Source organism: Streptomyces sp. NPDC047117 (genome assembly GCF_040643545.1).
GTDB lineage: Bacteria > Actinomycetota > Actinomycetes > Streptomycetales > Streptomycetaceae > Streptomyces.
The window spans coordinates 111,337-136,758 of sequence record NZ_JBEYUN010000019.1 but is presented as its reverse complement, the minus strand read 5'-3'; the positions used below and the strand labels follow the sequence as shown (position 1 = coordinate 136,758).

At 69.7% G+C, this 25,422-nt stretch carries 22 protein-coding genes and 2 pseudogenes; 8 read left to right on the top strand and 16 right to left on the bottom strand.

What is annotated here, in order from left to right; all coding sequences use genetic code 11:
• Position 1 precedes the first annotated feature (1 nt).
• The 7 genes from trxA to ABZ840_RS30270 all read right to left on the bottom strand — a co-directional run bounded on the left by trxA (position 2) and on the right by ABZ840_RS30270 (position 7,517).
• On the bottom strand, positions 2-460 hold the full coding sequence (trxA, locus tag ABZ840_RS30300; protein WP_361564750.1) for a thioredoxin: 459 nt from the start codon (positions 458-460) through the stop codon (positions 2-4).
• The gene (gene clpB, locus ABZ840_RS30295) at positions 457-3,096 is read right to left on the bottom strand and encodes an ATP-dependent chaperone ClpB (RefSeq protein WP_361564747.1); all 2,640 of its coding nucleotides are present in this window, start codon (positions 3,094-3,096) and stop codon (positions 457-459) included. Before clpB ends, trxA begins: the two co-directional genes overlap by 4 nt.
• Complete coding sequence (locus tag ABZ840_RS30290; protein ID WP_361564744.1) at positions 3,087-3,455, bottom strand: chaperone modulator CbpM; 369 nt, start codon at positions 3,453-3,455, stop codon at positions 3,087-3,089. Before ABZ840_RS30290 ends, clpB begins: the two co-directional genes overlap by 10 nt.
• On the bottom strand, positions 3,455-4,402 hold the full coding sequence (locus tag ABZ840_RS30285) for a J domain-containing protein (RefSeq protein WP_361564742.1): 948 nt from the start codon (positions 4,400-4,402) through the stop codon (positions 3,455-3,457). Before ABZ840_RS30285 ends, ABZ840_RS30290 begins: the two co-directional genes overlap by 1 nt.
• A gap of 6 nt (positions 4,403-4,408) precedes the next feature.
• Positions 4,409-4,993: a nucleotide exchange factor GrpE gene (locus ABZ840_RS30280; protein WP_361564739.1), complete on the bottom strand. Its 585-nt coding sequence runs from the start codon at positions 4,991-4,993 to the stop codon at positions 4,409-4,411.
• A 10-nt stretch (positions 4,994-5,003) separates the two neighbouring features.
• Positions 5,004-6,920 (bottom strand): molecular chaperone DnaK, encoded by a 1,917-nt coding sequence (dnaK, locus tag ABZ840_RS30275; RefSeq protein ID WP_361564736.1) that lies wholly within the window; start codon positions 6,918-6,920, stop codon positions 5,004-5,006.
• A 69-nt stretch (positions 6,921-6,989) separates the two neighbouring features.
• The gene (locus tag ABZ840_RS30270; RefSeq protein WP_361564733.1) at positions 6,990-7,517 is read right to left on the bottom strand and encodes a general stress protein; all 528 of its coding nucleotides are present in this window, start codon (positions 7,515-7,517) and stop codon (positions 6,990-6,992) included.
• Between the two features lie 252 nt (positions 7,518-7,769).
• Between ABZ840_RS30270 and ABZ840_RS30265 the strand changes: the two genes are divergently transcribed.
• The gene (locus ABZ840_RS30265) at positions 7,770-9,527 is read left to right on the top strand and encodes a helix-turn-helix domain-containing protein (RefSeq protein ID WP_361564730.1); all 1,758 of its coding nucleotides are present in this window, start codon (positions 7,770-7,772) and stop codon (positions 9,525-9,527) included.
• 303 nt (positions 9,528-9,830) lie between these two features.
• Here the strand turns inward: ABZ840_RS30265 and ABZ840_RS30260 are convergent, their stop codons facing one another.
• Complete coding sequence (locus ABZ840_RS30260; RefSeq protein WP_361564727.1) at positions 9,831-10,454, bottom strand: type III effector protein; 624 nt, start codon at positions 10,452-10,454, stop codon at positions 9,831-9,833.
• Positions 10,455-10,582: 128 nt separating this feature from the next.
• Between ABZ840_RS30260 and ABZ840_RS30255 the strand changes: the two genes are divergently transcribed.
• The 3 genes from ABZ840_RS30255 (at position 10,583) to ABZ840_RS30245 (ending at position 12,016) form a co-directional block, all read left to right on the top strand.
• Positions 10,583-11,014 carry an Hsp20/alpha crystallin family protein gene (locus ABZ840_RS30255; protein WP_361564724.1) on the top strand — a complete coding sequence of 144 codons (432 nt, stop codon included), beginning with the start codon at positions 10,583-10,585 and terminating at the stop codon, positions 11,012-11,014.
• A 99-nt stretch (positions 11,015-11,113) separates the two neighbouring features.
• Positions 11,114-11,509, top strand: coding sequence for a DUF2267 domain-containing protein (locus tag ABZ840_RS30250; RefSeq protein WP_361564721.1), 396 nt, complete (start codon positions 11,114-11,116; stop codon positions 11,507-11,509).
• A 63-nt stretch (positions 11,510-11,572) separates the two neighbouring features.
• On the top strand, positions 11,573-12,016 hold the full coding sequence (locus ABZ840_RS30245; protein WP_361564718.1) for a DUF2267 domain-containing protein: 444 nt from the start codon (positions 11,573-11,575) through the stop codon (positions 12,014-12,016).
• A gap of 180 nt (positions 12,017-12,196) precedes the next feature.
• Here the strand turns inward: ABZ840_RS30245 and ABZ840_RS30240 are convergent.
• The 5 genes and pseudogenes from ABZ840_RS30240 to ABZ840_RS30220 form a co-directional block, all read right to left on the bottom strand.
• A pseudogene (locus ABZ840_RS30240) lies at positions 12,197-12,292 on the bottom strand (IS5/IS1182 family transposase); the annotation flags it as partial.
• A gap of 41 nt (positions 12,293-12,333) precedes the next feature.
• Positions 12,334-12,522, bottom strand: a pseudogene (locus ABZ840_RS30235) (IS5/IS1182 family transposase); the annotation flags it as partial.
• Between the two features lie 251 nt (positions 12,523-12,773).
• Positions 12,774-13,568, bottom strand: a complete 795-nt coding sequence (locus ABZ840_RS30230; protein ID WP_361564715.1) for a hypothetical protein — start codon at positions 13,566-13,568, stop codon at positions 12,774-12,776.
• A gap of 124 nt (positions 13,569-13,692) precedes the next feature.
• A complete protein-coding gene (locus tag ABZ840_RS30225) occupies positions 13,693-15,723 on the bottom strand; it encodes a hypothetical protein (RefSeq protein WP_361564712.1) in 2,031 nt (676 codons plus the stop codon).
• A gap of 44 nt (positions 15,724-15,767) precedes the next feature.
• Positions 15,768-16,934 carry a carboxylate--amine ligase gene (locus ABZ840_RS30220; protein WP_361564709.1) on the bottom strand — a complete coding sequence of 389 codons (1,167 nt, stop codon included), beginning with the start codon at positions 16,932-16,934 and terminating at the stop codon, positions 15,768-15,770.
• Positions 16,935-17,393: 459 nt separating this feature from the next.
• On the opposite strand from ABZ840_RS30220, the gene ABZ840_RS30215 reads away from it, so the two are divergent.
• The 4 genes from ABZ840_RS30215 (at position 17,394) to ABZ840_RS30200 (ending at position 22,698) form a co-directional block, all read left to right on the top strand.
• Entirely contained in the window at positions 17,394-18,314 is a 921-nt protein-coding gene (locus ABZ840_RS30215) for a LysR substrate-binding domain-containing protein (RefSeq protein WP_361564707.1), read from the top strand.
• 185 nt (positions 18,315-18,499) lie between these two features.
• Positions 18,500-19,816, top strand: coding sequence for an MFS transporter (locus ABZ840_RS30210; protein ID WP_361564705.1), 1,317 nt, complete (start codon positions 18,500-18,502; stop codon positions 19,814-19,816).
• A 37-nt stretch (positions 19,817-19,853) separates the two neighbouring features.
• Entirely contained in the window at positions 19,854-21,506 is a 1,653-nt protein-coding gene (locus ABZ840_RS30205) for an acyl-CoA dehydrogenase family protein (RefSeq protein ID WP_361564701.1), read from the top strand.
• Positions 21,499-22,698: a CoA transferase gene (locus ABZ840_RS30200; RefSeq protein ID WP_361564698.1), complete on the top strand. Its 1,200-nt coding sequence runs from the start codon at positions 21,499-21,501 to the stop codon at positions 22,696-22,698. Before ABZ840_RS30205 ends, ABZ840_RS30200 begins: the two co-directional genes overlap by 8 nt.
• Positions 22,699-22,730: 32 nt before the next feature.
• Here the strand turns inward: ABZ840_RS30200 and ABZ840_RS30195 are convergent, their stop codons facing one another.
• From ABZ840_RS30195 to ABZ840_RS30185, 3 genes are all read right to left on the bottom strand, one after another.
• The gene (locus ABZ840_RS30195; RefSeq protein ID WP_361564695.1) at positions 22,731-23,144 is read right to left on the bottom strand and encodes a cupin domain-containing protein; all 414 of its coding nucleotides are present in this window, start codon (positions 23,142-23,144) and stop codon (positions 22,731-22,733) included.
• Between the two features lie 91 nt (positions 23,145-23,235).
• Positions 23,236-24,003: a glucose 1-dehydrogenase gene (locus ABZ840_RS30190; RefSeq protein WP_361564693.1), complete on the bottom strand. Its 768-nt coding sequence runs from the start codon at positions 24,001-24,003 to the stop codon at positions 23,236-23,238.
• Positions 24,004-24,044: 41 nt separating this feature from the next.
• On the bottom strand, positions 24,045-25,307 hold the full coding sequence (locus tag ABZ840_RS30185; RefSeq protein WP_361564690.1) for an MFS transporter: 1,263 nt from the start codon (positions 25,305-25,307) through the stop codon (positions 24,045-24,047).
• Between the last annotated feature and the right edge of the window lie 115 nt (positions 25,308-25,422).

Here is a 25,422-nt window from a genome sequence, read left to right as displayed (position 1 = left end):
ATCATCCTTTCCCGGCCGGTTCGCGGCCGGCGATCGACTGCTCCACCCACTGCCGCAGGGCGGGGGCAGGTGCGGCACCCGACTGCCGGGCGATGGTCTGTCCTTTGTCGAGGACCAAGAGCGTCGGTACCGCCTGGACCTCGAACCGCCGCGCCAGGCGCGGGTTCTTGTCGATGTCGATCTTGACCAGCTTGATCTTTCCCGCGAGATCGGCGGCGACCTTCTCCAGGGCGGGACTCACCATGCGGCAGGGGCCGCACCAGGTGGCCCACAGATCGACGACGACGGGCACGGTGGCCTGCTCGACGACCTCGGTGAAGTCGTCGTCGCCCGCGTCGGCCATCCACGGCAGAGGCTGCTTGCAGTTGCCGCACCTGGGGCGACCCTCGGCGGCCACGGGCACCCGGTTGGTGCGCCCGCAGTGCGGACAGGGGACGTTGGTGGCTTGCACGGCACTCATGCCGTCCTCGCCCCCTGCACATCCTCGGGCTGGTCGTAGGTGACCGCCAGTTCTCCGTGCTCGGCGTCGACGCGGACCTTCGCGCCGTCCTGAACGTCACCGCGCAGCAGGGCGCGCCCGACGAGTGTTTCGACCTCGTGGGAGATGTAACGCCGCAGCGGCCGGGCCCCGTACACCGGGTCGTAGCCCTGATGGGCAATCAACTCACGAGCTGTGTCGGTGAGTTCGACGGTGATACGGCGTTCGCCGAGGCGGCGGCGCAGTTCGTCGAACTGCAGCTCCACGATCCGCTCGATCTGCCGCTCACCGAGCGGCTTGAAGAGCACGATGTCGTCGACGCGGTTGAGGAACTCCGGACGGAAGTGCCCGCGCAGCTCGCCCATCACCAGGGCGCGTGCGTCGGGCTTGATCTCGCCCTCGGCGGTGGCGCCGTCGAGGAGGTGCTCGGAGCCGATGTTGGACGTCATGATGATCACGGTGTTGCGGAAGTCGACGGTGCGGCCCTGGGCATCGGTGATGCGGCCGTCGTCGAGGATCTGCAGCAGGGTGTTGAAGACATCGGTGTGCGCCTTCTCGATCTCGTCGAACAGCACAACTGAATACGGCTTGCGGCGTACGGCCTCGGTGAGCTGGCCGCCTTCCTCGTAGCCGACGTATCCGGGCGGGGCTCCCATGAGCCGGCTGACGGTGTGCCGCTCCTGGTACTCGCTCATGTCGAGGCGGACCATGTTCTCCTCGGAGTCGAACAGGGCCCGGGCGAGGGTCTTGGCCAGTTCGGTCTTCCCTACGCCGGTGGGGCCGAGAAAGATGAACGAGCCGATGGGGCGGCGAGGGTCGCGGATGCCGGAGCGGGCGCGGATGATGGCGTCGGCGACGAGCTTGACGGCCTCGTCCTGGCCGATGACGCGCTCGCGCAGGATCTCGTCGAGGCGCAGCAGTTTCTCGCGTTCGCCCTCCTGGAGGCGGGCGACGGGGATGCCGGTCCAGGCGGCGACGATCTCGGCGATCTCCTCCTCGGTGACGACCTCGCGCAGCAGCCGGTTCTGCCCTTGTTTGGAGGCCAGTTGCTCCTCCTCCGCGGCGAGTCGGCGCTCCAGGTCCTGAAGGCGGCCGTAGCGGAGTTCGGCGGCGCGGTTGAGGTCGTAGGCACGTTCGGCCTCCTCCGCCTCGTGACGGACCTGCTCCAGCTCCTGGCGCAGTTCCTGCACACGGCGGATCGCCTGTCGTTCGGCTTCCCACTGGGCGTGTTTGGCGTCGGCCTCGCCGCGCAGGTCGGCCAGTTCCTTGCGCAGCTCCTCCAGGCGGGCTTTGCTGGCGGGGTCGGTCTCCTTGGACAGGGCCGCTTCCTCGATCTCCAGGCGGGTCACCCGGCGGGTGATCTCGTCGAGTTCGGCGGGCATGGAGTCGATCTCGGTACGCAGTCGGGCACAGGCCTCGTCGACGAGGTCGATGGCCTTGTCGGGCAGGAACCGGTCGGTGATGTAGCGGTGGGAGAGCGTCGCCGCCGCGACCAGCGAGGTGTCCTGGATCTTCACACCGTGGAAGACCTCCAGGCGTTCACGCAGTCCGCGCAGGATGGAGATGGTGTCCTCCACGCTCGGCTCGTCGACCAGGACCTGCTGGAAGCGGCGTTCGAGGGCGGCGTCCTTCTCGATGTGCTGCCGGTACTCGTCCAGGGTGGTCGCGCCGATCATGTGCAGTTCGCCGCGCGCCAGCATGGGCTTGAGCATGTTGCCCGCGTCCATGGCGCCCTCGGCGGCGCCCGCGCCGACGACCGTGTGCAACTCGTCGACGAAGAGCAGGATGCGTCCCTCGGCGGCCTTGACCTCGGACAGCACGGCCTTGAGGCGTTCTTCGAATTCGCCGCGGTACTTGGCGCCGGCGACCAGCGAGCCCATGTCGAGGGCGAACACGATTTTGTCGCGGAGTCCTTCGGGCACGTCGCCGCGGACGACGCGCTGGGCGAGCCCCTCGACGATGGCGGTCTTGCCGACGCCGGGGTCGCCGATGAGGACGGGGTTGTTCTTGGACTTGCGGCTGAGGATCTGGGTGACGCGGCGGATCTCGGCGTCCCGGCCGATGACCGGGTCGAGCCGCCCGGCCTTGGCCTCGGCGACGAGATCGCGGCCGTACTTCTCCAGAGCCTCGTACGCCACTTCGGGGTTGGCGGAGGTGACGCGCTGGTTGCCGCGGACCTGAGTGAGCGCGCCGAGGAAGGAGTCCCGGGTCACGCCGTGCTCCTTCAGCAGCCGCCCGGCGGCGGTTGCCGAGCCTTCCTCGGCCAGCGCCAGCACCAGGTGTTCCACGGACACGTACTCGTCCTTGAGGCGTTTGGCCTCCCGCTCGGCCGACTCCAGCAGCCGGGCCAGGCGCTGGGTGACGAAGACCTGGCCCGGCGCCGCGCCCGGGCCGGTCACCTTGGGCCGGCGGGAGAGGTCCTCACGTACGGCCGCGCGCAACTCCTCGGGCTCGGTGCCCGCCTGCTGCAGCAGGCGCGGGATCAGGCCCTCCTCCTGGTCGAGGAGGGCGAGCAGCAGATGTTCGCCGTCGACCTCGGTGTGCCCCATGCTGCCTGCGGCGCTCTGGGCCTCCTGCAGGGCTTCCTGGGACTTCTGGGTCAGCTTGTTCATGTCCATGGTGGTAGATCACTCCTCATGCCTGCACGCCGCAGCGCGGCTTCGAGCAAGCTGATGCGATCGAGCAGGTCGAGCACCAGACCGATGGATGCGTAGTTCAGGCACAGCCCGGTGCGCAGCCGCTGGACACGGGCCAGGGCGGCCGGTGCCGTGGCGGCGAACACCAGCCGCCCGGAGGCGTCATGGCCGGCGTCCACCAGTCCGAGGGCGACGAACCGACGGATCAGGTCGGGATGGAGACCTGAGCGGCGGGCCACGGTCTCCAGGGAGAGCCTGGCGACGGGCACGATCGCGTACTGCACGCCCGCCTCGGTCGTGCGTGCGTGGGACGGGCGGGCCTCGGCCGGTCGGTCGGTCATCAGGTCCTCCTCGGATCGAACGTGGAGACGGCGGCAAGTTCCTCCAGCAGCTCGCGCTCCCGGTCGCTCGGCCGGGGCGGCACCATGATCCTCAGCTCCGCGTACAGGTCTCCGTTCGCGCCGTTCGGGCCTGGCATGCCCTCACCGCGCAGCCGCAGACGCCGTCCGCTGGAGGACCCCGCGGGCACAGTCACCTTCGCCGTGGCACCGCTCGGCGTGGGCACCGGCACGGTCGCACCCAGCGCCGCCTCCCACGGGGTGACCGGAAGCCGCACGTGGACGTCCCGGCCGTCGAGGCGGAACTCACGGTGCGGCTGGATCCGCACTCTCAGGAACAGGTCTCCGGCGGGAGCGTCGTCGCCGCTCCCCCGCCCGCCCTCTCCGGCCAGCCGGATGCGCTGCCCATCGGTGGTGCCGGGCGGCACGTCGACCTGGTAACGCCGCTGCCCGGCCGGCCCGGCGAGGGTGACCGTACGGCGGCCGCCCCGATAGGCCTGCTCGACGGTGAGCGGCAGTTCGGCCTCCTGGTCGGCCCCGGGCACGCGCATCCGCCCGGCGCCGCCGAACAGCGAGCTGAACAGATCCTCGACGTCGACATCCTCGCCGTCGAAGCCTGCCGTGGAGTACCGCGCCCGGGGGCCGCCGCCGGTGTTCCATCGGAAGCCGGTGCCGGCCCCGGCCCCTGCCCCGGCGCCGGCGGCAACCCGCTCCTCCCAGTCGTCCGGGATCTTCCGGAAGTCCTCGCCGAAGCGGTCGTACTTGGTTCGCTGCTCCGGATCGGACAGGACGCTGAAGGCCTCATTGACCTCCTTGAACCGCTCCTCCGCCTCGGGGTCCTTGTTGACGTCGGGGTGATACCTGCGGGCCAGAGTGCGGTAGGCCCGCTGGATCTCGTCCCGGTCGGCGGTGCGCGGAACGCCGAGCACCTCGTAGAAGTCGCGTGCCATGGACGGTCACTCCCGCTTGGCGACGGTCACGGCGGCAGGCCGCAGCTGCCGCTCGGCCTCGCCGTAACCGGGTCGCAGCACCTGGACCACGGTGTTCGGCTCGGCGTCAGGATCCTGGACCACGCCGACAACTTCGTGCCGGGCCGGGTCGAACGACACACCCCTCTCTGCGTGGCGCGAGTAGCCCAGCCGCTCCAGGACGTTCACGGCCTGGTCATGCACGGCCTGAACACCTTCGACAATCGCACCGGGGTCGGCGGCCGCGTGGCTCAGGGCAAGTTCCAGGTTGTCGATGACGGGCAGGAAGGCCGCAGCCGTACGGGCGCGTTCGACCGCGGCCTCCCGCTCCAGCTCCTTGGCGTGGCGTTTGCGCAGGTTGTCGAGGTCGGCCAGGGCGCGGCGCCAGCGGTCCTCGGCCTCTCGCAGCGCGGCCTCGTAGTCGTCGTCAGGTGCGGCGGTGCCGGTTGCGGCATCGGGCCCCGGCTCGGCCTCCTCCGTCGGCGGTCCAGGCTGCGCAAGTTCCTCGCGCGGCGGCTGTACGGCGCCTTCCGGCGGCGGGTCGGGCTCTCGGCCCGGAGGTGGGGTGGGCATGGCACGCACCTCAGCCCTTGTCGAAGTCGGCGTCGATCACATCGTCGTCGCCCTCGGCGCCGCCCGGCGCGGCCCCGCCGGGACCGGATCCGTCCGGCGAGCCGGTACCCGCCGCACCGCCCGCGCCCGCTTCCGCCTGGTGAGCCGCGAGTCCCGCGAAGATCTGCTGGAGTTCGGACGTCAGCGGCCGAACCTTGTCCGTCCCGGCCTCGTTCTTGACGGCCTCGCGGGCCTCGGTTATCAGCATCTCGGCGCGGGCCTTCTCGTGTGCGGGCGCGGCGTCGCCGAGCTCGCCGAGGCGCTTTTCGACCTGGTAGGCCATGGCGTCCAGTTCGTTGCGGGCGTCGACCGCCTCGCGCAGGGCCTGGTCCTCGCCCTGGTTGCGTTCGGCCTCCTGGACCATCCGCTCGACCTCGCTGCGGTCGAGGTTGGAGCTCTCGCTGATGGTGATGCCCTGTTCCTTGCCGGTGTCCTTGTCCCGCGCGGTGACATTGAGGATGCCGTTGGCGTCGATGTCGAAGGTGACTTCGATCTGCGGCTCACCGCGCGGCGCGGGGCGGATGTCGGTGAGCTGGAAGCGGCCCAGGACCCGGTTGTCGGCGGCCCTCTCCCGCTCGCCCTGCAGGACGACGACGTCGACGGCGGGCTGGTTGTCCTCGGCGGTGGAGAAGGTCTCGGAGCGGCGCACGGGGATGGTGGTGTTCCGCTCGATGATCTTCGTCATCACGCCGCCGCGTGTCTCCACGCCCAGCGACAGCGGGGTGACATCGAGCAGCAGGACATCCTTGACCTCGCCCTTGAGGACCCCGGCCTGGATCGCGGCGCCCATGGCCACGACCTCGTCGGGGTTGACGCTCATGTTGGGTTCCTTGCCGCCGGTCAGCCTCCGCACCAGGGCCTGGACGGCGGGGATGCGGGTGGAGCCGCCGACGAGGATGACCTCGTCGATGTCGTTGTCACTGACCTTGGCGTCGTCCATGGCCTGCCGCACCGGACCGAGGCAGCGCTCCACCAGGTCGCCGGTGATCTGCTCGAACGTGGACCGCATGATCGTCGTGGTCAGATGCTTGGGCCCGGAGGCATCGGCCGTGATGAACGGCAGGCTGACCTGCGTCTGGGTCACCGAGCTGAGCTCGGTCTTGGCCTTCTCAGCCGCCTCGAACAGTCGTTGCAGCGCCTGTGGGTCCTGGCGCAGGTCGATGCCGTTGTCCTTCTGAAAGCCGTCGGCGAGATGGTCGACCAGCCGGCGATCGAAGTCGTCGCCGCCCAGATGACTGTCGCCCGCCGTGGACCGTACCTCCACCACACCGTCGCCGACGTCGAGGATGCTGACGTCGAAGGTGCCACCGCCCAGGTCGAAGACGAGCACCGTCTCGTGCTCCTTCTTGTCCATGCCGTAGGCGAGGGCGGCCGCGGTCGGCTCGTTGATGATCCGCAGCACTTCCAGGCCCGCGATCCGTCCGGCGTCCTTGGTGGCGGTGCGCTGGGCGTCGTTGAAGTAGGCGGGCACCGTGATGACCGCCTCCGTGACCCGCTCTCCCAGCTGCTTGGAGGCGTCGTCGGCGAGCTTGCGCAGCACCTGCGCGCTGATCTCCTCGGGCGCGTAGAACTTGTCGCCCACCTTGAAGCGGGCCTCCCCGCCCTCCCCCTCGACCACGTCGTACGCGACGGCCTTGGCCTCTTCGGAGATCTCGTCGAAGTGCCGGCCGATGAACCGCTTGGCCGAGTAGATGGTGCCCTTGGGGTTGAGAATGGACTGGCGGCGGGCCAGCTGGCCCACCAGGCGCTCACCCGTGTCGGTGAAGGCCACCACAGACGGTGTCGTACGGTTGCCCTCGTTGTTGGGCACGACCGTCGGCTCGCCGCCCTCCCAGACGGCGATCACCGAGTTCGTGGTGCCCAGGTCGATGCCTACTGCCTTGGCCATGAGGAACTCCTTTTCGCGACGGGCGGCCCCCGCTCGTCCTCGGGGTGGCGCCCGGTCTTCCGCACGCGCTCAGGTGATGGCGGGGCCGCTCTGCGGGCGGCTGCTCTTCCCGGCCCCGCTGCTTGTGCCGGTGCCGGTCCCGCCGGGCAGCTCGGCCAGCAGCCGCGCCGCTTCTTCGGCGACCGCGTCGTCGGCCACGACGTCGTACCGGCTGGGCTGCATGAAGCTCACCGAGGCGAAGTCCCGGCGGCCACGCTGGGCCGCGTGCACCAGTAGGCCGAGCAGCGCGCCGACGAGTGCTCCGAAAACCAGCCCGTACAAGGCGAGGAGCAGTCCCGACACGACCGGGTTCAGCCAGTTCAGCAGCCCGAAGATCCACCCGATCAGCGCGCCGGGCAGGGCTCCGCTCGCCGCGCCGTGCAGCGCGGCCTCGGCATAACCCATACGGCCGGTCACCTGCTCGACCAGGCGCACGTCCTGCCCGATAATGCCCACCCTCTCGACGGGAAACCCCTGATCGGAAAGGTGATCGACGGCGCGTTCCGCCTCCTGGTAGGTCGTGTACGAGGCAATGGTCCTGCGGGCCTTCTCGTTCATCAGCCAGCCCTTCCTGCCACGGCCACCGGTGCGCCCGACGACCCCTGACAAGCCCAGCGTGGCAGTGAGCAGTGCGCTCCACCTGCACCCGGCAGGTCAGAAATCCACGCAGTCTGTCGGCCCGCGAGAGCAAAGCTCACATTCGGACACATCGGGTGATCTCGCCTAGGCTGGGTACTCAGGGCTCGTCCAGGCGTGGATCCCCCGGCTCGCTCGATCGCCTCCGATGACCGGAGGAGAACGGAGTGATCTATGGCCTCCCATCCGTCGCGGAGGCTGTCCGCCGACGCCTTCGACCAGAAAGTGACCCGCCACCCGAGCAACACTGCGGACACCGGACGGCACGCCCCCCGTCCGCTCGCGGCGCTGGACCCGTACGGGCTGCTGGAGCTGTCCCACACCCTGTTCACCTGCGCGGAGCAAAGTGGGATCGTGCGGCTGGCCATGCGACACATCAGCGCCCTTGGTCCCTACCGCGCCGAGGCCGGATACCTCGCGACGGGCGACGATTTTTCTCGCGTTCCTGACCACGACAGGGGAGCGCCGACCGCCGACGGTGCGCGGATGAAGGAGTTGGGCAAGGCCGACGGCCCAGTATTCCTTCCAGCGCGGTCCTGGAACTGGGCGTTCGGCCTGCGCGGGGCCGGCGGTCTGCTGGGCTACATCGTGGTCTCCTCCCACTCCGAGCCCGATGAGCAGGGACACTTCCTGCTCTCGACCCTCATGGGGTTCACCTCGGCGGCCATGTCACTGGCGGCCTCGCGCCCCGAACAGCACGACAACGCCGTCGAACTGAGCCGACTCCGCACCGAACGGGCCACAGCACTACGGAAGTTGGACACACTGCGCGCCAAGCTGCACCGACAGAACACCGTGCACGAGGCCCTCGCCCGTGTCACTGCCCGGGGCGGCGGCGAGGACGCCATCACCCAAGCACTGTACGAGCTCACCGGGCTGTCGGCGCTCATCGAGGACCGGTTCGGCAACCTGAGGTCCTGGGCAGGTCCCGACCGGCCCGACCCCTATCCGGTGCGGTCCTCGACCCGCCAGGGAGAAATACTGCGGCAGGTCACGCGCGAGGCGGGCCCGGTCCGGGTCAGAGGCCGGCTGATCGCCCTGGTCCGGCCGCGCGGCGAACTCCTCGGCCTACTCGCCCTCGAGGACCCCGAGGCGACGGCCGACGAGCACATAATGTTCGCCTTGGAGCACGCCCAGCAGTCGCTCGCCCACGAGCTCATGCATCTGCGCGAACTCGCCGAGGTCGAACTGCGGCTGCGCCGCCAGCTGATCGACGACCTCCTGGAAGGCACTGACGAGACGAGCGCCTACGCCCGAGCCGATGCCGTCGGCCACGATCTGCGACGTACCCACTACGTGGTCGTGGTGCACTGGCTGGGCAACGCCGAGGACGACTCCTTCACCCGCGCCGTCGAGCAAGCGACGGCCACCACGGTGGCCCGTCCGCTGATCACCCGTCGCGGCGGCCGGGTGGTCCTGCTGACCCAGGCGAAGCCCGACTATGCCGTGCACGCGGCGCTGGCCCATGAGCTGGGGACGCCCGACGGAGCGATCGGGGTGAGCACCCGCTGCGACTCCCCGGACGGCATTCCCCGCTGCTATCAGGAGGCACTGCGGGCCTTGGAGGTGCGGCAGAACTCCCGCCAGTGCAGCGGGACGACGTTCTTCGACGACCTTGGGCTGTACCGGATCCTGGGGCCCGGAAACGATCTCCGGGAGCTCGAGGGTTTCGTGCGCGAGTGGCTCGGCCGGCTGATCGACTACGACGCACGGCACGATACGGAGTTGGTGGAAACGCTCTCGCGCTACTTCGACTGCGGAGGCAACTACGACGATGCGGCCGCCGCACTGACGGTCCACCGCAGCACTCTGCGCTACCGGCTGCAGCGCATTCGTGAGATCAGCGACCGCGACCTGGCGGATGTGGAGATCCGGCTCAATCTACAAGTGGCAACCCGCGTCTGGAAGATCATCCTGGGTGGGCGGCGCTGACCGCGGGGGCCCGGAGGGCCGGCGCAGCGGGTCGGCCCGGCACTCGAACGGGTCGCCTGTGACCTTAGGACCCGGCCGCGGCCGGCTTCGGTAGAGCCGCCTGAAAAGCCAGGGCCGGTCCGCAGCCTGGCACGAACCGGTGCCTCGACACCTTGACCACCAGCTGCGCCCCCGTCCAGGCACTGCTTGGTGAGGGAGCATGCCAGGTGGGCCCGCAGGCCGGCCGCGTTGGTCGCCAAATCTCCCCTCGTTTGCCCGGGGGCGGACGAGGACCGGGTTGCTGTTGGGGTGCGCCTGGCGGGGTCAGGGAGGTGTGAGGGTGTCGAGCCGGGCGGTGAGGTCGGGGTGAGCGGCGGCCAGGTGCGGGCGGGCAGCGGTCAGCGGGGCGATGAGGTCGGCGGGATCGTCGTGGGCGAGGGCCGCGTGGAGCTCGCTGATCGGGCGGCGGGCGGCGGGGGGAAGGTCGGTGAGTGCGGTGATCTGGCCGGCGAGACGTCGCAGGTCGGCCGCGTTGCGGCGGGCCCAAGCGGCGGTGGTGCGGTCGGCGGCGCGGGCTTGTCGGGTGGCCTGGACACGCTGCTCGCCGGTGGTCCCGGCCGGGCCGGGGCGGCCGCGCAGGTAGCGGCGTTCGGCGGCCTGGCGGCTGGCGACGCCGAGCGGGCGGGCGAGATCGGCCCAGCTGGCGCCCGCGTCGCGGGCTGTTTCGATCAGACCGGTCTCCCATCCGGCGAGCTGCTCGCGTACCTGCCGCAGCAGCGACAAGGAGGCCAGGGCCTGTTCGGGACCGGGGGCGGGGGCGTTCGGGGTCTTGTGCTGGGCTTCGCGCAGGGCGTCGTCGATGGCATCAAGAGCCGCCGCGGCGGCAAGGAACGACGCCGGGCTGTGGGCGTCGGTACTGGGTGAGGACGGCTGGTCGGCCGGGGTCACGGACACCTCCCTCGGGTTGTCATCAGACTGACGACATCATGTTTGTCATCCATTGGATGACATGCTACAACAGTGCCAGTGAGGCGCATTGGCAGTAACTGCCTGAACCTGCTGGAGGTGTTTTCACGATGTTGATGCGCACTGACCCCTTCCGTGAGCTGGACCGGCTGGCACAGACGCTGATGGGCCCGGGTACCTGGTCGAAGCCGTCGGCGATGGCGATGGACGCCTACCGCGAGGGCGACGAATACGTGGTCGCCTTCGACCTCCCCGGCGTCACCGCGGACGCGATCGACATCGACGTCGAGCGGAACATGCTCACCGTCAAGGCCGAGCGGCGGCCGGTGGCGAAGGCCGACGATGTGCAGATCGAGCTCTCCGAGCGGCCGCTGGGCGTCTTCTCCCGCCAGATCGTGCTCGCCGACACCCTCGACACCGAGCACATCCAGGCCGACTACGACGCGGGCGTGCTCACCCTGCGCATCCCGATCGCCGAGCGCGCCAAGCCCCGCAAGATCTCCATCGGCGTCGGATCCGGACGCAAGGAGATCTCCGACTGACACCGGCCGGAGGGGTGCGGAGGACGGGCACCCGATCTCCCCTCATCCCGCCCTCCGCACCCCCGTGGGCAGTCCGAAGAACGAGGGGTGGTGGTCGAGATGACTCTGCGACGCGAGGCGTTCCTCGACCGTGTGAAGGAACACGGTGAGTACGGCACTGTGGAGGAAGCCGAGCGCGCGGCCCGTGTGGTGCTCGCCCTGCTCGGCGCGCACCTGGTCGGCGAAGTCCGCGCCCAGCTCGCAGCACGCCTGCCGGAGGACTTCGCCCTGATCCTCCTCAACCCGCTCCAGAGCGCCGAACCGCTGTCGCCGGAGCGGTTCGTGCGGGCGACCGCAGCCTGGATCGAGGGCGCCACCGAGCAGACCGCGACCTGGGACGTCAGCGCCGTACTGTCCACCGTCGCCGACACGGCCGGCGACGACCTGCTGGGGCAGCTCCTGCTCCAGCTCCCCGACGGCTACGACCTGCTCTTCGGCCGCCCGCGGCCCACCTGACCCATACCTCGGTGCCACACACCGGCACCATCCCACCTGGCTCCACGAAAGGCATGCACCGCAGTGATCACCGACGTGCGCGTACCGCCTGAGCACTCGCAGCCGTACGGGACGGCGTACGAGCAGATGCTGGAGAAGGTCCGCTACGAAGGCGCCTACCCCACCCGGGAGAGGGCCGAGGAGGCCGTCCGCCTGGTCCTGGCGGGGCTGGGACGCCAGCTGACCGGCGACGAACGCGTCGACCTGGCCGCCCGGCTGCCCCTGGAGGCCGCACGCGTCCTGACCGCGCAGATACCCGACACCCAGCCGCTGACCGGATGGGCCTTCGTCAAGGACCTCGCCGCCCGCTCCGGCGCTTCCCTGGCCACCACCCGGTGGGACACCGGTTCCGTCTTCGCGGCCGTCGCAGCGCATGCCGGCCCCGACCTCATCACCCGCATCATCCACCAACTCCCCACCGGCTACGCGCTGTTGTTCGGCCGCGCCGAACTCACCCCGGCCGCGTAGACGAGACACCGCCCCCGGGGGGGCAACGGGCCCGCTCCGATCCCACCGGCCGGCCTCGTAAATGACTGAAGTCCCCGATCCGCCGCGATCGGGGACTTCCGCCCTGTCGCTCACCGCGCCCAACCGGTGTGCGGCTGTGCATGACGATCGCCGCAGGCGGTAATCCTCACAAACGGGGATCTCGTCGGTGAGGCCGCGGGCCATCAGGTCGGTCAGCGCCAGGTGGACCATGGCTTCGGAGCGGGCGGGCCGGGTCTCGTAGTCGCGGGTCAGACGATCGCGTCGACGGCAAGTGTGACGTTGAAGAGGTGGCCGCGCTTGTCGAAGCGGGCGGCCACCGCACGGAACAGTTTCCACTCGCTCACGCAACGCTCGACGGTGTTGCGTCGCCGGTACTGAGCCCGGTCGAAGGCGGGCGAGCGGCCGCCGGCAGCGCCGCGGCGCCGGCGGTGGGCCCGCTGGTCCTCGGGGTCGGCAATGGTCGCCGTGATACCCCGGCCACGGAGGCAGGCCCGGTTGCCGCCGGCTGGAGCAGGCCTTGTCGACGCGCAGGCGGCAGCCCTGAACCGGCGAGGCGGTGGGGTCCGCATCTGCAGTGACCTGTGCAAGGAAGTGGGTGCCACGCCGCGGGCAGGACCAGCCGGGCGGTGGCGGCGGCGATCGCCCCGTCCGGCCGGCGTTCGGTGGGTTGCGCCGCGTGCTGGGGCTTGGGCGGCCGCCCAGGTTTGAGCCTTCCGCTCCGCGTGGCGGCGAGGAGTCAGGCGGTGGCCGGTGACGGCGCGTGGGAGACGGTCACCACGGCAGGCGTGGAGTGGCCTGTTGTCCGCAGAGCGTCGCCGGTCGCTTCGGTCAACCACGCTGCTACTTCCGGTGACCACTCCCGCGCGCGGACCAAGAACTGTGCCATCGGCCGGGTTCCCTGCAGCAGCTCGCCGCTCGTCCCGCAGCGCACAAGATTCGCCGCGTCGTTCCTCGAAGGCATACGTGCCTCGACCGCCGTGCCAAGGCGCTCCTGCACAGCGGTGAGCACACGCGCCGGCTCCTTCGGGGCGTCCCATGCCTTGGTGGGGGCTGCGGAGACCGTTACGTGGACATCGACGGGCGCGGACGGGGAGGCCAGGGAGAACCACTCCCGCATGTCCTCCAAGTCACCGGACGCGTCCTCGCCGGTGATCTGGAGCGGAAGGTAACTGCACAGCGCCATGACCGCTACTTCCCCCACCCGCCCGAGGGCGTCGGACAGCATTCGGGTCATCGGCAGCACCGGCAGACGCGGGTGGCGGACGTCCTCGGGAATGTCGGCCCGCATCCAGGCGAGTTCGCGGACCTCATCGCCGCCGGTCCAGTCACCGCCCCTGTCGCATTCCAGCCAGCGCTCCGGGTCTGGAAAGAGCTTCTTTCCCTGCGGCGTGCGCCAGCCGTAGGGCGCGCGCCAGCCATAGGCCTCCGCACGCACCAGGGCGAGGTCCATCACCGTCTCGCGGAACTCCTCCGCGTCGGCATTCTCGAGCCAGGAGTGCCGGTTGAGGGTCCCGTGCACTCCCACGGTCATTCCACAGTGCATAACAGCTCCCCAACCGGCTTCCCGTGCTCACATCACACGCCGCAGCGCAGCTTTACGGTCTTGGTGTACGCCTTCTCGCGGCTTTGTCAGGGCTCACAGGCTAGTGGGCCCCTCACAGGCTCGTGGGCCCCTCAAGGGCCTGCAGCGTTCCCGCGGGGAGCCGGTCGTTGCCCCAGCTGCGTTCGATGTAGCCGATGATCCGCGCGACGTCTTCGGCGGGTACTCGCTCCGGTTCGCCGTGCTCGAGCGGGTCGGCGTGGAAGATGTAGAGCCGCGAGGCGAACTGGTCGAACGGCAGTGAGGCCTCGCCGAACCGTTCGCCGTTGCCCGCGGTGGAGACGACGACGCCGTCGCCCCAGTCCTGGCCGCTGTCGTTGTTCGGGTTGAAGAAATACACCCGCATGACGTCCTGTGGGTCCGGCGCGACCCGCAGGATCGTGATCGCGTGCCAGCCGACGTAGCGGGCCGCACTGTCGGTGACGGCGACGCCGGCCGGCTGCGGATGGATCAGCGGCTGCTCGCCGTTGTAGGTGGGGTGGTAGCCGGCGTGGAACTGCCGCAGGAACTCGTCGAGGTCGACCAGGTTGCCGGTCGCGACGTCGACGTTGATGTGGAACCCACGAGCCGTCCACCAGCCGTGGAACTCGGGGTTGATCCACCGGTGCGGGTCCCCCGGCCGTGCGGCGCAGTGCCGCCCCATTTCGGCGTAGATCCGGTCCAGGTGGGGCACCACGAGCAGCGAGACGGGGTCCAGGTCCATCGGCAGCGTGGTCGCGACTCCGCTCGCGCTGTCCTTCGACGAGATCGGCTGTCCCTCGAAGTGCATGAGGATCTCGTCGTCGCGCGCCGCCCAGACCACCACTTGCAGCAGGTAGTCCGGGTCGTTGTAGGCCCACATCGACAGCGCGCGGGCCGACTGGCAGGTGGGGTTGTCGCCCTGACCGACGCCGAGCGGCAGGCCCAGCATCGAGAGCACGCCCGCGACCAGCCGCGCCTGCGGCCCCGGCTCGTCGCCGAAGACCGTCGTCAGCCGCTCCCGCGCGGCTGGGGAGAGCTCGAGCCCCAGCTGGCGCCACAGCGCGGGCACCACCGGCGGCTCGTAGAGGATGCCGCGGTCGAGCAGGAGCGCCAGCCCGTAGACGCTCTGCGCGGTCTGCGGGTGCACGGCCACCTCGATCAGCCGGTGCACCAGTTCGCTGTAGCGCAGCAGGCAGTTCCGGCCGGTGTCGGACAGCCCGAGCGCCTCCCCGATGAGGTAGTCGCTCTCGCGCAGGAGGTACCGCAGCAGTTCCGCGTGGTACGGCGACACCAGGCCGGTGTCGTGCATCGCCCGCGCGAACCCCGCCGCCTCGTACTGCAGGCCGACGGTGTCCATCGCTTCCAGCCGGGAGCGGAAGACGTCGATGCCCGGGTCCTCCCGGCACGCCTCGGTGGTCCCGAACAGGCTCGAGATGAGCCGGTCGACGCCCTGCCCTGAGGACACGCCCAGAGCGACGTCCGGATCGTTGCGGTAGATCGCGATCCGGGTGATCAGCGACTGCACCGCCTCGACCTGGATCGGACGCTGGCGCAGGATCCGCCAGATCTCGTCTACCAGGTCGTCCAGGAGGCTGTCGTAACCGATCTCGTCGGCGAGGTGGCGGAACAGGTCCCGGATGAGCTGTGCGGTCCGGCCCTGCTGGGTTCGCTCCGCCTCGCTGGGCGGGGTGAACAGCAGCTCCAGGTTCATTGCCAGTACCTGGGACAGGAACTGGCGGGCGTCCTCGGCGGGCAGCGTCGGGTGCGCGTAGTCGCCGCGGGCGACCGCGAGCATCCGCAGCTCGCTGGTCGCCTCCATGACGACGGTGTCCGCGTCTCCGCTGTGCAGGCCCGGGCCGACCAGCGACGGGATGAGGATCTCCGGTGACGCCCAGTCCGTCCCCTGGAACAGCCCGGCCTCCTCGAGGGCCTGCGCCCTGGCCTGTACCGCCACGACGCCGCCCGGCTGCATGAGCACCCGCCGCAGTGCTTCCAGGACTCGCCGCAGCTTCGTGTGCTTGCCGAAGTCGCGGGTTTCGGCCATGGCCCGGATGGCGTCGTCGAGTGAGGTCACGCGCTTGTCCAGCGTCGTGGCCTCACCATTGTCGTCGACGGTCGGTTTCAAAGGGTTTCCCTCGGGTTGGTCTCCTGCGTCCACGGGTCGGCCCGTCAGACGTAGAAGTCGAGCTCTTCCTGCTTCTTCAACAGGTCGCGCATCCGGTAGGGGTCTTCACCGAAGAAGTACACCAGGCCCCAGTGGGTGCCGAACGCGGTCCTCTTGGTGACGGTCTCCTCGAGCGGTGTCGAGAGGTCGTGCGACTCGTAGTAGTCGTCGTCCTCGGTCTCCTGCGGGATCTCCAGGCCGCTCACGACGCGCCGCCGCGGGTAGACACCGAAGCAGCCGGCGACCCCGGACGCGTCGACGACCTCGCGCGGGAAGAAGGCGTCGATCTCCTCCTCGGTCGTCTTCGGGTCGAAGGCCAGCACCAGCGCATGGTAGGCGTTGAACCCGTACGCCCGCTCCAGCAGCTCGAACACCTTGAAGCCCGGCGGCCGGTAGGCGACCTCTCCGAAGTACATCTCGCCGTCACTGGTGACGAAGTACTCCGGGTGCACGAAGCCGAACTCGATGTCGAACGTCTTGATGAGCTTCTCGATCTGCGCCGTGATCTGCGGGCGGTACCGCTCCAGTTCCGGGGTCGCCGGCACGAACACCGAGTAACCCAGCGTGACGTACTCGGAGATGTTGAGGAACTTGATCTTCCCGTTGTGCACCCACGCCTCGACCGCGAACTCCCAGCCGTCGAGGTGGGACTCCATGAGAACCGGGAACTCCTCCTCCGGAATCATGTCGACCTCGTCCGGCGTGCGGATGACGCGGTGCCCGAGGCATCCTGCCTTGTCGAACGCCTTGAGGTGGATCGGGTCGTTCGGGTCACCGTCGAGCTTGAGCAGGGTCTGATTGACGCGCTTGAGGAAGCGGATCACGTCGTCCCGGTCGTGGGCTTCCTCGAAGATCCCGACCCGGATGCCGCCGAGTTGCGCGCGGCGCTTCATCAGCGCCTTGTCCCGCAGCAGCATGGCCTGACCGTACAGACGCGGGTTGTCCAGCAGAACGGAGTTGATCGCCCCAGCCCACTCCACCGTCTCCTCGAACAGCGGGATCGCGACGTCGACGCCCTTGTTCTGAAGAGTCTCGGCGATCTCCAAGGAACGGTCGTTGAGCCGTTCGAAGTCCCACGGCACGTAGGGGATGTCGTGCTCTACGCAGTACTTCTCGGCCCACTCCGGCGCCACGACGACGTATCGCCGGTCGAACCGGTCGAGGGCTTCCACCGCATTGAGACTCCAGCCAAGAAGAGCTACATAGCCTTTTTCGGGGTTCCTGGTGACCGGTTCGCTTTGTGTCATAGGCCGTTTCTCCTTCGGCGCGTGCGCTCATAGACGGCGTGCCGGGCACGGCCGTGCCCGGCGATCTGCCGCGCAGGCACCTCATGCCCGCGCGCAAGCACCTCATGCCCGCACGGCAGGACGGAGACCGAACGTTCTCGCGGGTACGCCTTTCGATCGGGGGCACGCTGGAGACGCAACAGGCGGGAGCCGGCCCGGCCCGCCAACTCCTTGACCAGGGTGTTGCACTACGAGGCGGGGACCGGACGGCCGCGTGGGGAAGCGCGCCGCCCACCGGCTCTCAGTACGCAGGTCATCGGTTCTCAGCGCGCAGGCCATCGGCCCCCATCGCGGCGGAGCGGTGTGGCACGGCACCCCGAATGGGCCGCGGGCTATTTTGGGCCGGTGGACCTGAAACACCTCACCGGATTCGTCGCCGTCGCCGAAGAGCTGCACTTCGGGCGGGCCGCCGAGCGTCTGCACATCGCGCAGTCACCGCTCAGCCAGCAGATCAAATTCCTCGAACGCGACCTGGGGGTCAAACTGTTCGACCGCACCACTCGCAGCGTGCGGCTCACCCCGGCCGGCCAAGCCCTCGTGGAACCGGCCAAGCAGCTGCTCGCCGACGCCTCCGCCGTACGGCGCACCGTCCGCGCCACCCACCTGGGCGAGGCCGGCCGGGTCACGGTCGGCTTCGCCGGGGCCAGCAGCTACTCGGCGCTGCCGCTGCTCACGCGCGCGGTCACCTCACAACTCCCCGGGATCGAGCTGGTGCTCGAAGGGCAGACGTACTCCGGCGAGGCGCTGCGCCGGGTCGCGGACGGCAGCCTCGACATCGGTTTCGTCGCGCTGCCGGTGCGGCGCGGCATCACCGCACGCGTCGTACGCATGGAGCGCCTCATGCTCGCCCTGCCGGACAGCCACCCGCTCGCCGAGCGCACCGAGGTGCACGTGAGCGAGCTCGCGGGCGAACCCATCGTCACGTTTCCGCGCTCGCGGGAATCGGCAGTGCGTGAGGCGATGGTGCAGGCATGCCACGACGCCGGCTTCGTACCCCGGATCACGCAGGAGGCCCCGGACTCGTACAACATGCTCGCTCTCGTCGGCGCCGGCGTCGGTGCAGCCGTCGTCGTCGAGTCGGCCTGCAGCATTCACCTGGAGCACGTGGTGTTCCGGCCCCTCGTCGGGGACAACGTGCCGGTATTGCCCATCGCCCTGGGCTGGCGCACCGGCAACGCGTCGGCAGCGTTGCAGGCGGTACTGCGCGTGGCGGAGGACGTACTGCCGACCCCGCAGTCCGCGCCGGACACGGCAAAGGACGAGTGATCGTGCACGACGATCGCGCCCGACGATTGTGCGCGATCTTGTTGCAATCGACCCCATTATTGGTCTTGGACAGCGCCTAATATCGCGAGGCAGAGTGACCCATGTCTCGCGAAAGGGCGAGGGTTGATCGCAGTAGCTGCCCTGCCCTCCGTAGCGGGATCTGCCGCTACGAGAGGACGCTCGTCATGCAGCACGAGGTGCAAGCCCGCGACGCCCGCCGCGCCGGTGTCACCGCTTTCGTCGGCACCACCATCGAGTGGTTCGACTTCTACATCTACGGATCCGCCTCCGCGCTGGTTCTCGGCAAGATCTTCTTCGCCGGCGCCTCGCCGGCCGTCGGTACCCTCGCCGCCTTCGCCACCTTCTGGGTCGGTTTTCTGGCCCGCCCCCTCGGCGGCCTGATCTTCGGGCACCTCGGGGACACGTACGGCCGGAAGAAAGCCCTGGTCACAACGCTGACCATGATGGGCGGCGCCACCTTCTGCGTGGGTCTGCTGCCCGGCTACGACCAGATCGGCACCGCCGCCCCCGTCCTGCTCATCCTGCTGCGCATGATTCAGGGTGTCGCGATGGGCGGTGAGTGGGGCGGTGCCGTGCTCATCGCCACCGAGTACGCCCCGCCCGGCCGAAAGCTGCTCTACGGCGCCTTCGCACAGCAGGGCTCCCCGGTCGGGAACCTCCTCGCCACCGTCGCCTTCCTGGGCATTGCCCAACTCCCGGACAGTGCCTTCGAATCGTGGGGGTGGCGGGTGCCGTTCCTGTTCTCCGCCGTGCTCGTCGCCGTCGGTCTCTTCATCCGGCTCAAGCTCGCCGAGACCCCCGAAATGCAGGAGGCCCTCGCCCGCAACAAGCCGGTCAAGCTGCCCATCAAGGACGTACTCACCCGGTTCCCGCTGCTCGTCTTCCTCGGCGTCATCGCCGGTACGGCCGGCGTGGCCATCACCTATGTGAAGACGACCTTCGCACTGTCCTGGGCCACCGCGGACCTCGACTTCGACCGGTCCTCCTTCCTCACCGTCATCTCCATCGCCCTCGTCGTGCAGGTCATCGTGCAGCCCTTCGGCGCCGTCCTCGCGAGCAAGTGGCCGGTGCGGAGCGCCGTGTTGTGGATGCTGCTGCCCGAGTTCGTCGTACTGCCGCTGATGTTCGTCCTCATCGACACCGGCAACTTCTGGCTCGCCGTCCTCGGCATGGGCCTCGCCACCTTCCCGCACGCCATGTACTACGCGGCGCTCGCCGGCATCCTCGCCCGCGTCTTCCCCGTCGAGGTCCGCTACACCGGGATGTCACTGTCGTACCAACTGTGCACGACGCTGTTCGCGGGGACCGCCCCCATCGTCTCGCAGTACCTGCTCACCGCCTTCGACTCGATCTGGCCCGTCGTCGCCCTCGGCCTCGGCTACACCGCGCTCACCCTCGCCGGTGTCCTGCCGCTCCTCGCCCGTACCGGCGACGCCGACCTTGCCTCGGAGCGGAACTCCCATACCACACAGCCCGCTTGATCTGGAGCACCCAGTGTCCGCCATGAATCCTGACGTCATGAACTACGCAGACCGCGACCCCGCCCTGCGGCCGCTGCTCGACCGAGTCCTGTCCTCCGATGACCGTGCCCGTGTCGAACCGCTGCTGGTCGAGCTGGGAGAGCTGGCCGCCGGCGAACTCGACCGGCAGGCCGCCCTCGCCGACGCCAATCCGCCCCGGTTGGTCCAGTACGCCCCCGACGGCACCCGCATCGACGAGATCGCCTTCCACCCCGCTCACGACGAGGCAGCCGCGATCGCGTACGAGCGCTTCGGACTCGCAGCGATGTCGCACCGCCCCGGCGTCCTCGGCTGGCCCACGAAGGTCCCGCACACCGTCAAGTACGCCCTGTCCTACCTCTACGTACAGTCCGAATTCGGCATGGCCTGCCCGCTGTCCATGACCGACTCGGCCGCTCGGATCCTGCGCCTGTTCGACGCCGAGCGGTATGCCGACGAGATCGCCGCCCTGTCGTCCACCGACCCCGCGCTGCGGAAGACCGGCGCGATGTTCATGACGGAGAAGCAGGGTGGCACCGATGTGGGCCGCACCGAGACCATCGCCACCGACCACGGCACGCACTGGACACTGACCGGCAAGAAATGGTTCGCGTCCAACCCGAGTGCCGATGTGATCCTCACCCTCGCCCGCGTCCCCGGCCAGGGTGAGGGCACCCGCGGCCTCGGCATGTTCCTCGTGCCGCGCTTGCGCCCCGACGGCACCCGCAACGCCCTCCGCATCGACCGCCTCAAGGACAAGCTGGGCTCGCGTTCCATCGCCAGTGGCGAGGTGACCCTCGACGACGCGTACGCGACCCCGGTCGGCGAACTCACCCGCGGCTTCCGGCAGATGGCGGAGATGCTCAACGTATCCCGACTGTCCAACGCCATGCGCGCCACCGCCCTCATGCGCCGCGCCGTGCGCGAATCCCTCGACCACACCCGCGACCGGCAGGTCTTCGGCAAGCCCCTCTTCGACCAACCACTGATGCGGGCCACCCTGCTGCCGATGATCCTCGATACGGAAGCCGCCCTCCATCTCGTCCTGGAGGCCGCCGCCCGGCTCACCGCCGCCGACGCCGGTGACGAGTACGCCTGCGCGCTGGTCCGCGTCCTGGCCCCCCTCGCCAAATACACCGTGTGCAAGCGGGCCCGCACCGTCACCGGCGAGGCCATGGAAATCCGCGGCGGCAACGGCTACATCGAGGACTGGGTCAACCCCCGCCTCGTACGCGACGCGCACCTCGGTTCCATCTGGGAGGGCTCCTCCAACGTCATCGCACTCGACGTACTGCGCTGCATGCGCCGCGAGAACGCCCACACCGCCCTCGCCGACACCTACGGCGACCGCCCCGCCACCCGGGCCCGCTGGCAGCACCTGCGCGAAAGGGGCGACAACCTCCTCCAACTCCCTCCCGACGAACAGGAAATGCGGATCGGCCGATACGCCGACGAGCTGACCCGCGCCGTCATGGAGACCCTCCTCCACGACCAGGCCGACCACGAAACACGCACCACCGATGACGGCCGCGCCCTCCTCGTCGCCCGCACCTACAGCGCCCTGCTCGACGACCCGGCCGCGCTGCCCCGTCCCGCGCTGGACCACTTCGCCGCACTGGCGGACGGCGGGCCCGTCCCGCTCACCGAGCTGAAGGATGCCGCCCATGCATGAGCACCCCGCCCCGCTCGCGGGCATGAAGGTCGTCGACCTCTCCAAGATCCTCGCGGGCCCCTACGTCACCATGTCGCTGGCCGACCTCGGCGCGGACGTCATCAAGGTCGAGCACCCCGACGGCGGCGACCCCACCCGGTCCTGGGGCCCGCCCTTCAACGGCCCCGACGCCACGTACTACCTGGCGGCCAACCGGAACAAGCGCTCGGTGACCCTCGACCTCAAGTCGGCGGCCGGCCAGGAGGTCGTACACCGGATGCTCGCCGACGCCGATGTGTTGGTGGAGAACTTCCGCCCGGGCAGCTCCCTGGCCAGCCTCTTCGACCACCGGGCACTCAGCGCGCAGTACCCGCGCCTCGTCATCCTCCACATCTCCGCCTTCGGCGACACCGGACCGCTGCGCGACGAGCCCGGCTACGACATGGTGGCGCAGGCCTCGGCCGGACTGATGTCCCTCACCGGTGAGCCGGACGGCCCGCCGGTGAAGGCGGGTTACGCCATGGGCGACCTCGGTGCCGCCCTCTTCGGTCTCATCGGTGTCACCTCGGCGCTCGTGGAACGCGAACGCACCGGCGCCGGCCAGTACGTCACGACGTCCCTGTACGAGTCCCAGCTCGCCCTCCACATCAACTGGGCCACCGGCTACTTCGCGACCGGCGAGCGCCCTGCCCGCCTGGGCTCGGGCCATCCCAGCCTCGTCCCCTACCAGGCGTACCCGGCCGCCGACGGCCACTTCGTGATCGCCGTCGGCAACGACACCCTGTTCCGCCGCCTGGTCGACGCGCTCGGCCACCCGGAGTGGGCGGACGACCCACGTTTCGCCACCAACCGCGACCGCGTGGCACACCGCACCGCCCTCAACGCCAAGCTGGAGTCGGTCCTCGTCGACAAACCGGTCGCCCACTGGTGCGGCCTCCTCAAGCCGCTGGGCGTCCCCGTCGCACCCATCCGCACCCTCGGCGAGGTGTACGACTGCCCGCAGACCGCCGCTCTGGACATGGTGCAAAAGGTCGACCACCCGGACGTGGGCCCCCTGGAGCAGGTCGCCTTCCCCGTAACCTTCCGCGGCACCCGCCCACCGGTCCGCACCGCCCCACCCCTCCTCGGCCAGCACAGCCACGACATCCTCACCGAACTCGGGTACGGCGAAGAGGAGATCAGCCGGCTCCTCGACACATCCGCGCGGCCCTAGCAGGGCGAACGCCTGCCTACTCGCCGTGCAGATCAGGCGCTGAGCGTGGCGAGTGCCTGGGTGTACTGCTCGTCGGTGACGGGCTCCAGCCAGGTGGTGCCGTCGCCGGCAGCGTCGCCGACGACCATGGCGATGTGGGCCATGAACGTGGTGTCGGTGGCACCGTGCCAGTGTTCCTCGCCGGCCGGGCACTTCACGATCTCGCCCGCGCTCACGCGTACGACCTCGCCGTCGCGAGTGCCGACCAGGCCGATGCCGTCGGTGACGTACAGAGTCTGGCCGTTGGCGTGGCGGTGCCAGTTGGTGCGGGCGCCCGGGGTGAAGCGGACGAGGGCGGCGGCCAGGCGGGCGGGATCGGTCGGCGCGTCGATCATGTTGAGGTAGACGTCGCCGGTGAACCGCTCGGCCGGGGCCTTGGCCGTGGGGGTCGAGGTGAGGTGCTGCATGGTGGGCTTCCTTGTCGCGCGATGGTGGTGGGGTGGGTGGAGGGATGGGGGGGATGGGGGGATGGGGGGGGGACGTCCGGCTACTCGTCGGCTATTGGGCGACGTAGCCGCCGTCGACGGGGAGGGCGACGCCGAGGACGAAGCCGGCGCCGGGGCTGCACAGCCACAGGACGGCCTGGGCGATTTCCTCTGCGGTGCCGAGGCGGTTGATGGGCTGGTTCGCTTCGGCCTCGGCGCGGTCGAGCTCCCCCTTGGCGATCATGTCGCTGACCATGGGGGTGTCGATGGTGCCGGGGCACACCGCGTTGATGCGGATACCGCGCGGGGCGTATTCGAGGGCCGCGCTGCCGGTCAGGCCGATCACACCGTGCTTGGAGGCGTGATACGAGGCACGGCCGGGAATGCCGACCAGGCCGCCGAGGGAGGAGCAGTTGACGATGGCGCCACTCCCCTGGGCCCGCATGTGCCGCAGTTCGTGCTTCATGCTGGCCCAAATGCCGCGCAGATTCACGGCGTTGACCTTGTCGAAGACGGAAGCCTCCTCGTCGGCCGCGTCGGCCGGCGGGATCTGGATGCCGGCGTTGTTGTAGGCCATGTCGAGGCGGCCGAAGGTCTCCACCGTACGGTCGACTGCCGCGGCGACCTGGTCCTCGTCGCTGACGTCGCAGATGATGGCGAGGGCCTGGTGTCCTTCGTCGGTGAGCTGCTTCACCGCTGCGTTCAGCGCGGCCTCGTCGATGTCGGTGAGGGCCACGGCGGCACCCGCTTGCGCGAAGGCGCGGGCGGTGGCGAGGCCCATCCCGGAGCCGGCTCCGGTGACGAAGGCGACTTGGCCGGTGAAGTCGTACGTGGGGTTCATGCGGTCTTCTCCCAGGGAGAGCGGAGCGAGCGATACGGGATTCAGTGCTGCGCCGGTGCCGGTACGGATTCGTCGTCCCGGGTGTGAGACGCGGTGGTGCGCTGGGCGACGACCCGCGTCGTGTGGGACGTGCCGAGTACGGCGAGGGCTGCGAGCGGGAGCAGGGTGAGGGCTGCGGAGACGGCGCCTACGAGTGCGGGACCGGTCAGGCCCAGGGACGAGCTCAGTGCCGTGCCCGCGATGGCTGAGCCGGCGGCGATGCCGGTGTTGTACGCGGAAGTGGTCAGCGCCGAGGTCAGCGTCGGTGCCTCGCCGGCGAAGCGAACGGCGAGGGAGGTGACGATGGGGTTGACGGTGAAACCGGCCAGCGACATCAGGAAGACCAGGGCAACTGCCGCGGCGGGGCTGGTCGACAGCGGGATCAGCAGGAACAGCAGCACGGCGGTGGCCGCGGCGGCCGTGATGGTCGTGGCCATCGGGCGGCGGTCGCCCAGCCGGCCACCGACCGCGGTGCCGCCCAGCGCACCGGCACCGAAGGCGATCAGGACCAGCGGCACGGCACCCTCCGGAATTCCGGCGCGGTCGGTCAGCAGCGGGGTGATGTACGTGTACGTCGCCAGGACACCACCCATGATCACTACCGCGGCGGTGAGCGCCAGCCACAGCCGGCCCTGCCGCAGCGCACGGACCTCGGCCCGTACCGACACCTCGGTACGCTGCTCGGTCGTGGGGATGAACCGGCCGACGAACGCGGCCGCGAGTGCGGCGAGGACGGCCAGGGCCCAGAAGGGGCCGCGCCAGCCGGTGATCTGACCGGCGAAGGAGCCGATCGGTACGCCGACGACGTTGGCCAGCGTCAGACCGCCCATCATCACGCCCACAGCGCGCGTCGAATTGGCCGGGCCAGCGGCGGCGGTGACGATCACGAATCCGACGGCCCAGAACGCTCCGGTGGCCAGCGCGGTCACTACACGGGCGATGAGTACGACCGTGAAGGAACCACTGACCGCCGCGACGACGTGGCCGAGCGCGAAGGTGGCGAGCGCCCGGACCAGGGTCTGGCGCTGCGGCAGGCGCAGCGTGGCCATGGCCATGGTCGGCCCGCCGATGATCATGCCGATGGCGAAGGCCGTGATCAGCAGACCGGCGTGGGAAACGCTGACGCCGAGGTCACCGGCCATCTCCGGCAACAGCCCTGCGATGACGAACTCGGTGGTCCCCATCAGGAACGTACCGGCCGCCAGCACCCAGACGACGAAGGGCAGCTTGCCGGGAGCGGGAGCGCTTCCGGATACGGAAGGCATGCGTGCGGATACTCCTTGTACAGAATGCGAGGAAGCGAGGAAACGGGCAGGCGGGGAGGTGGGGAGCAAGGAAACGGCCGCCGAGCTGTGCGCCGGACGGGTGGATGCGTGAGCC

Coding starts and splice junctions, on each gene's coding strand:
- dnaK (WP_361564736.1), bottom strand. CDS start 6,920: ATGGCCAAGGCAGTAGGCATCGACCTGGGCACCACGAACTCGGTGATC.
- ABZ840_RS30265 (WP_361564730.1), top strand. CDS start 7,770: ATGGCCTCCCATCCGTCGCGGAGGCTGTCCGCCGACGCCTTCGACCAG.
- ABZ840_RS30250 (WP_361564721.1), top strand. CDS start 11,114: ATGACTCTGCGACGCGAGGCGTTCCTCGACCGTGTGAAGGAACACGGT.
- ABZ840_RS30255 (WP_361564724.1), top strand. CDS start 10,583: ATGTTGATGCGCACTGACCCCTTCCGTGAGCTGGACCGGCTGGCACAG.
- ABZ840_RS30290 (WP_361564744.1), bottom strand. CDS start 3,455: ATGACCGACCGACCGGCCGAGGCCCGCCCGTCCCACGCACGCACGACC.
- ABZ840_RS30190 (WP_361564693.1), bottom strand. CDS start 24,003: ATGAACCCCACGTACGACTTCACCGGCCAAGTCGCCTTCGTCACCGGA.
- ABZ840_RS30270 (WP_361564733.1), bottom strand. CDS start 7,517: ATGAACGAGAAGGCCCGCAGGACCATTGCCTCGTACACGACCTACCAG.
- ABZ840_RS30205 (WP_361564701.1), top strand. CDS start 19,854: ATGAACTACGCAGACCGCGACCCCGCCCTGCGGCCGCTGCTCGACCGA.
- ABZ840_RS30280 (WP_361564739.1), bottom strand. CDS start 4,993: ATGCCCACCCCACCTCCGGGCCGAGAGCCCGACCCGCCGCCGGAAGGC.
- ABZ840_RS30185 (WP_361564690.1), bottom strand. CDS start 25,307: ATGCCTTCCGTATCCGGAAGCGCTCCCGCTCCCGGCAAGCTGCCCTTC.
- ABZ840_RS30200 (WP_361564698.1), top strand. CDS start 21,499: ATGCATGAGCACCCCGCCCCGCTCGCGGGCATGAAGGTCGTCGACCTC.
- trxA (WP_361564750.1), bottom strand. CDS start 460: ATGAGTGCCGTGCAAGCCACCAACGTCCCCTGTCCGCACTGCGGGCGC.
- ABZ840_RS30210 (WP_361564705.1), top strand. CDS start 18,500: ATGCAGCACGAGGTGCAAGCCCGCGACGCCCGCCGCGCCGGTGTCACC.
- clpB (WP_361564747.1), bottom strand. CDS start 3,096: ATGGACATGAACAAGCTGACCCAGAAGTCCCAGGAAGCCCTGCAGGAG.
- ABZ840_RS30285 (WP_361564742.1), bottom strand. CDS start 4,402: ATGGCACGCGACTTCTACGAGGTGCTCGGCGTTCCGCGCACCGCCGAC.
- ABZ840_RS30230 (WP_361564715.1), bottom strand. CDS start 13,568: ATGACCGTGGGAGTGCACGGGACCCTCAACCGGCACTCCTGGCTCGAG.
- ABZ840_RS30195 (WP_361564695.1), bottom strand. CDS start 23,144: ATGCAGCACCTCACCTCGACCCCCACGGCCAAGGCCCCGGCCGAGCGG.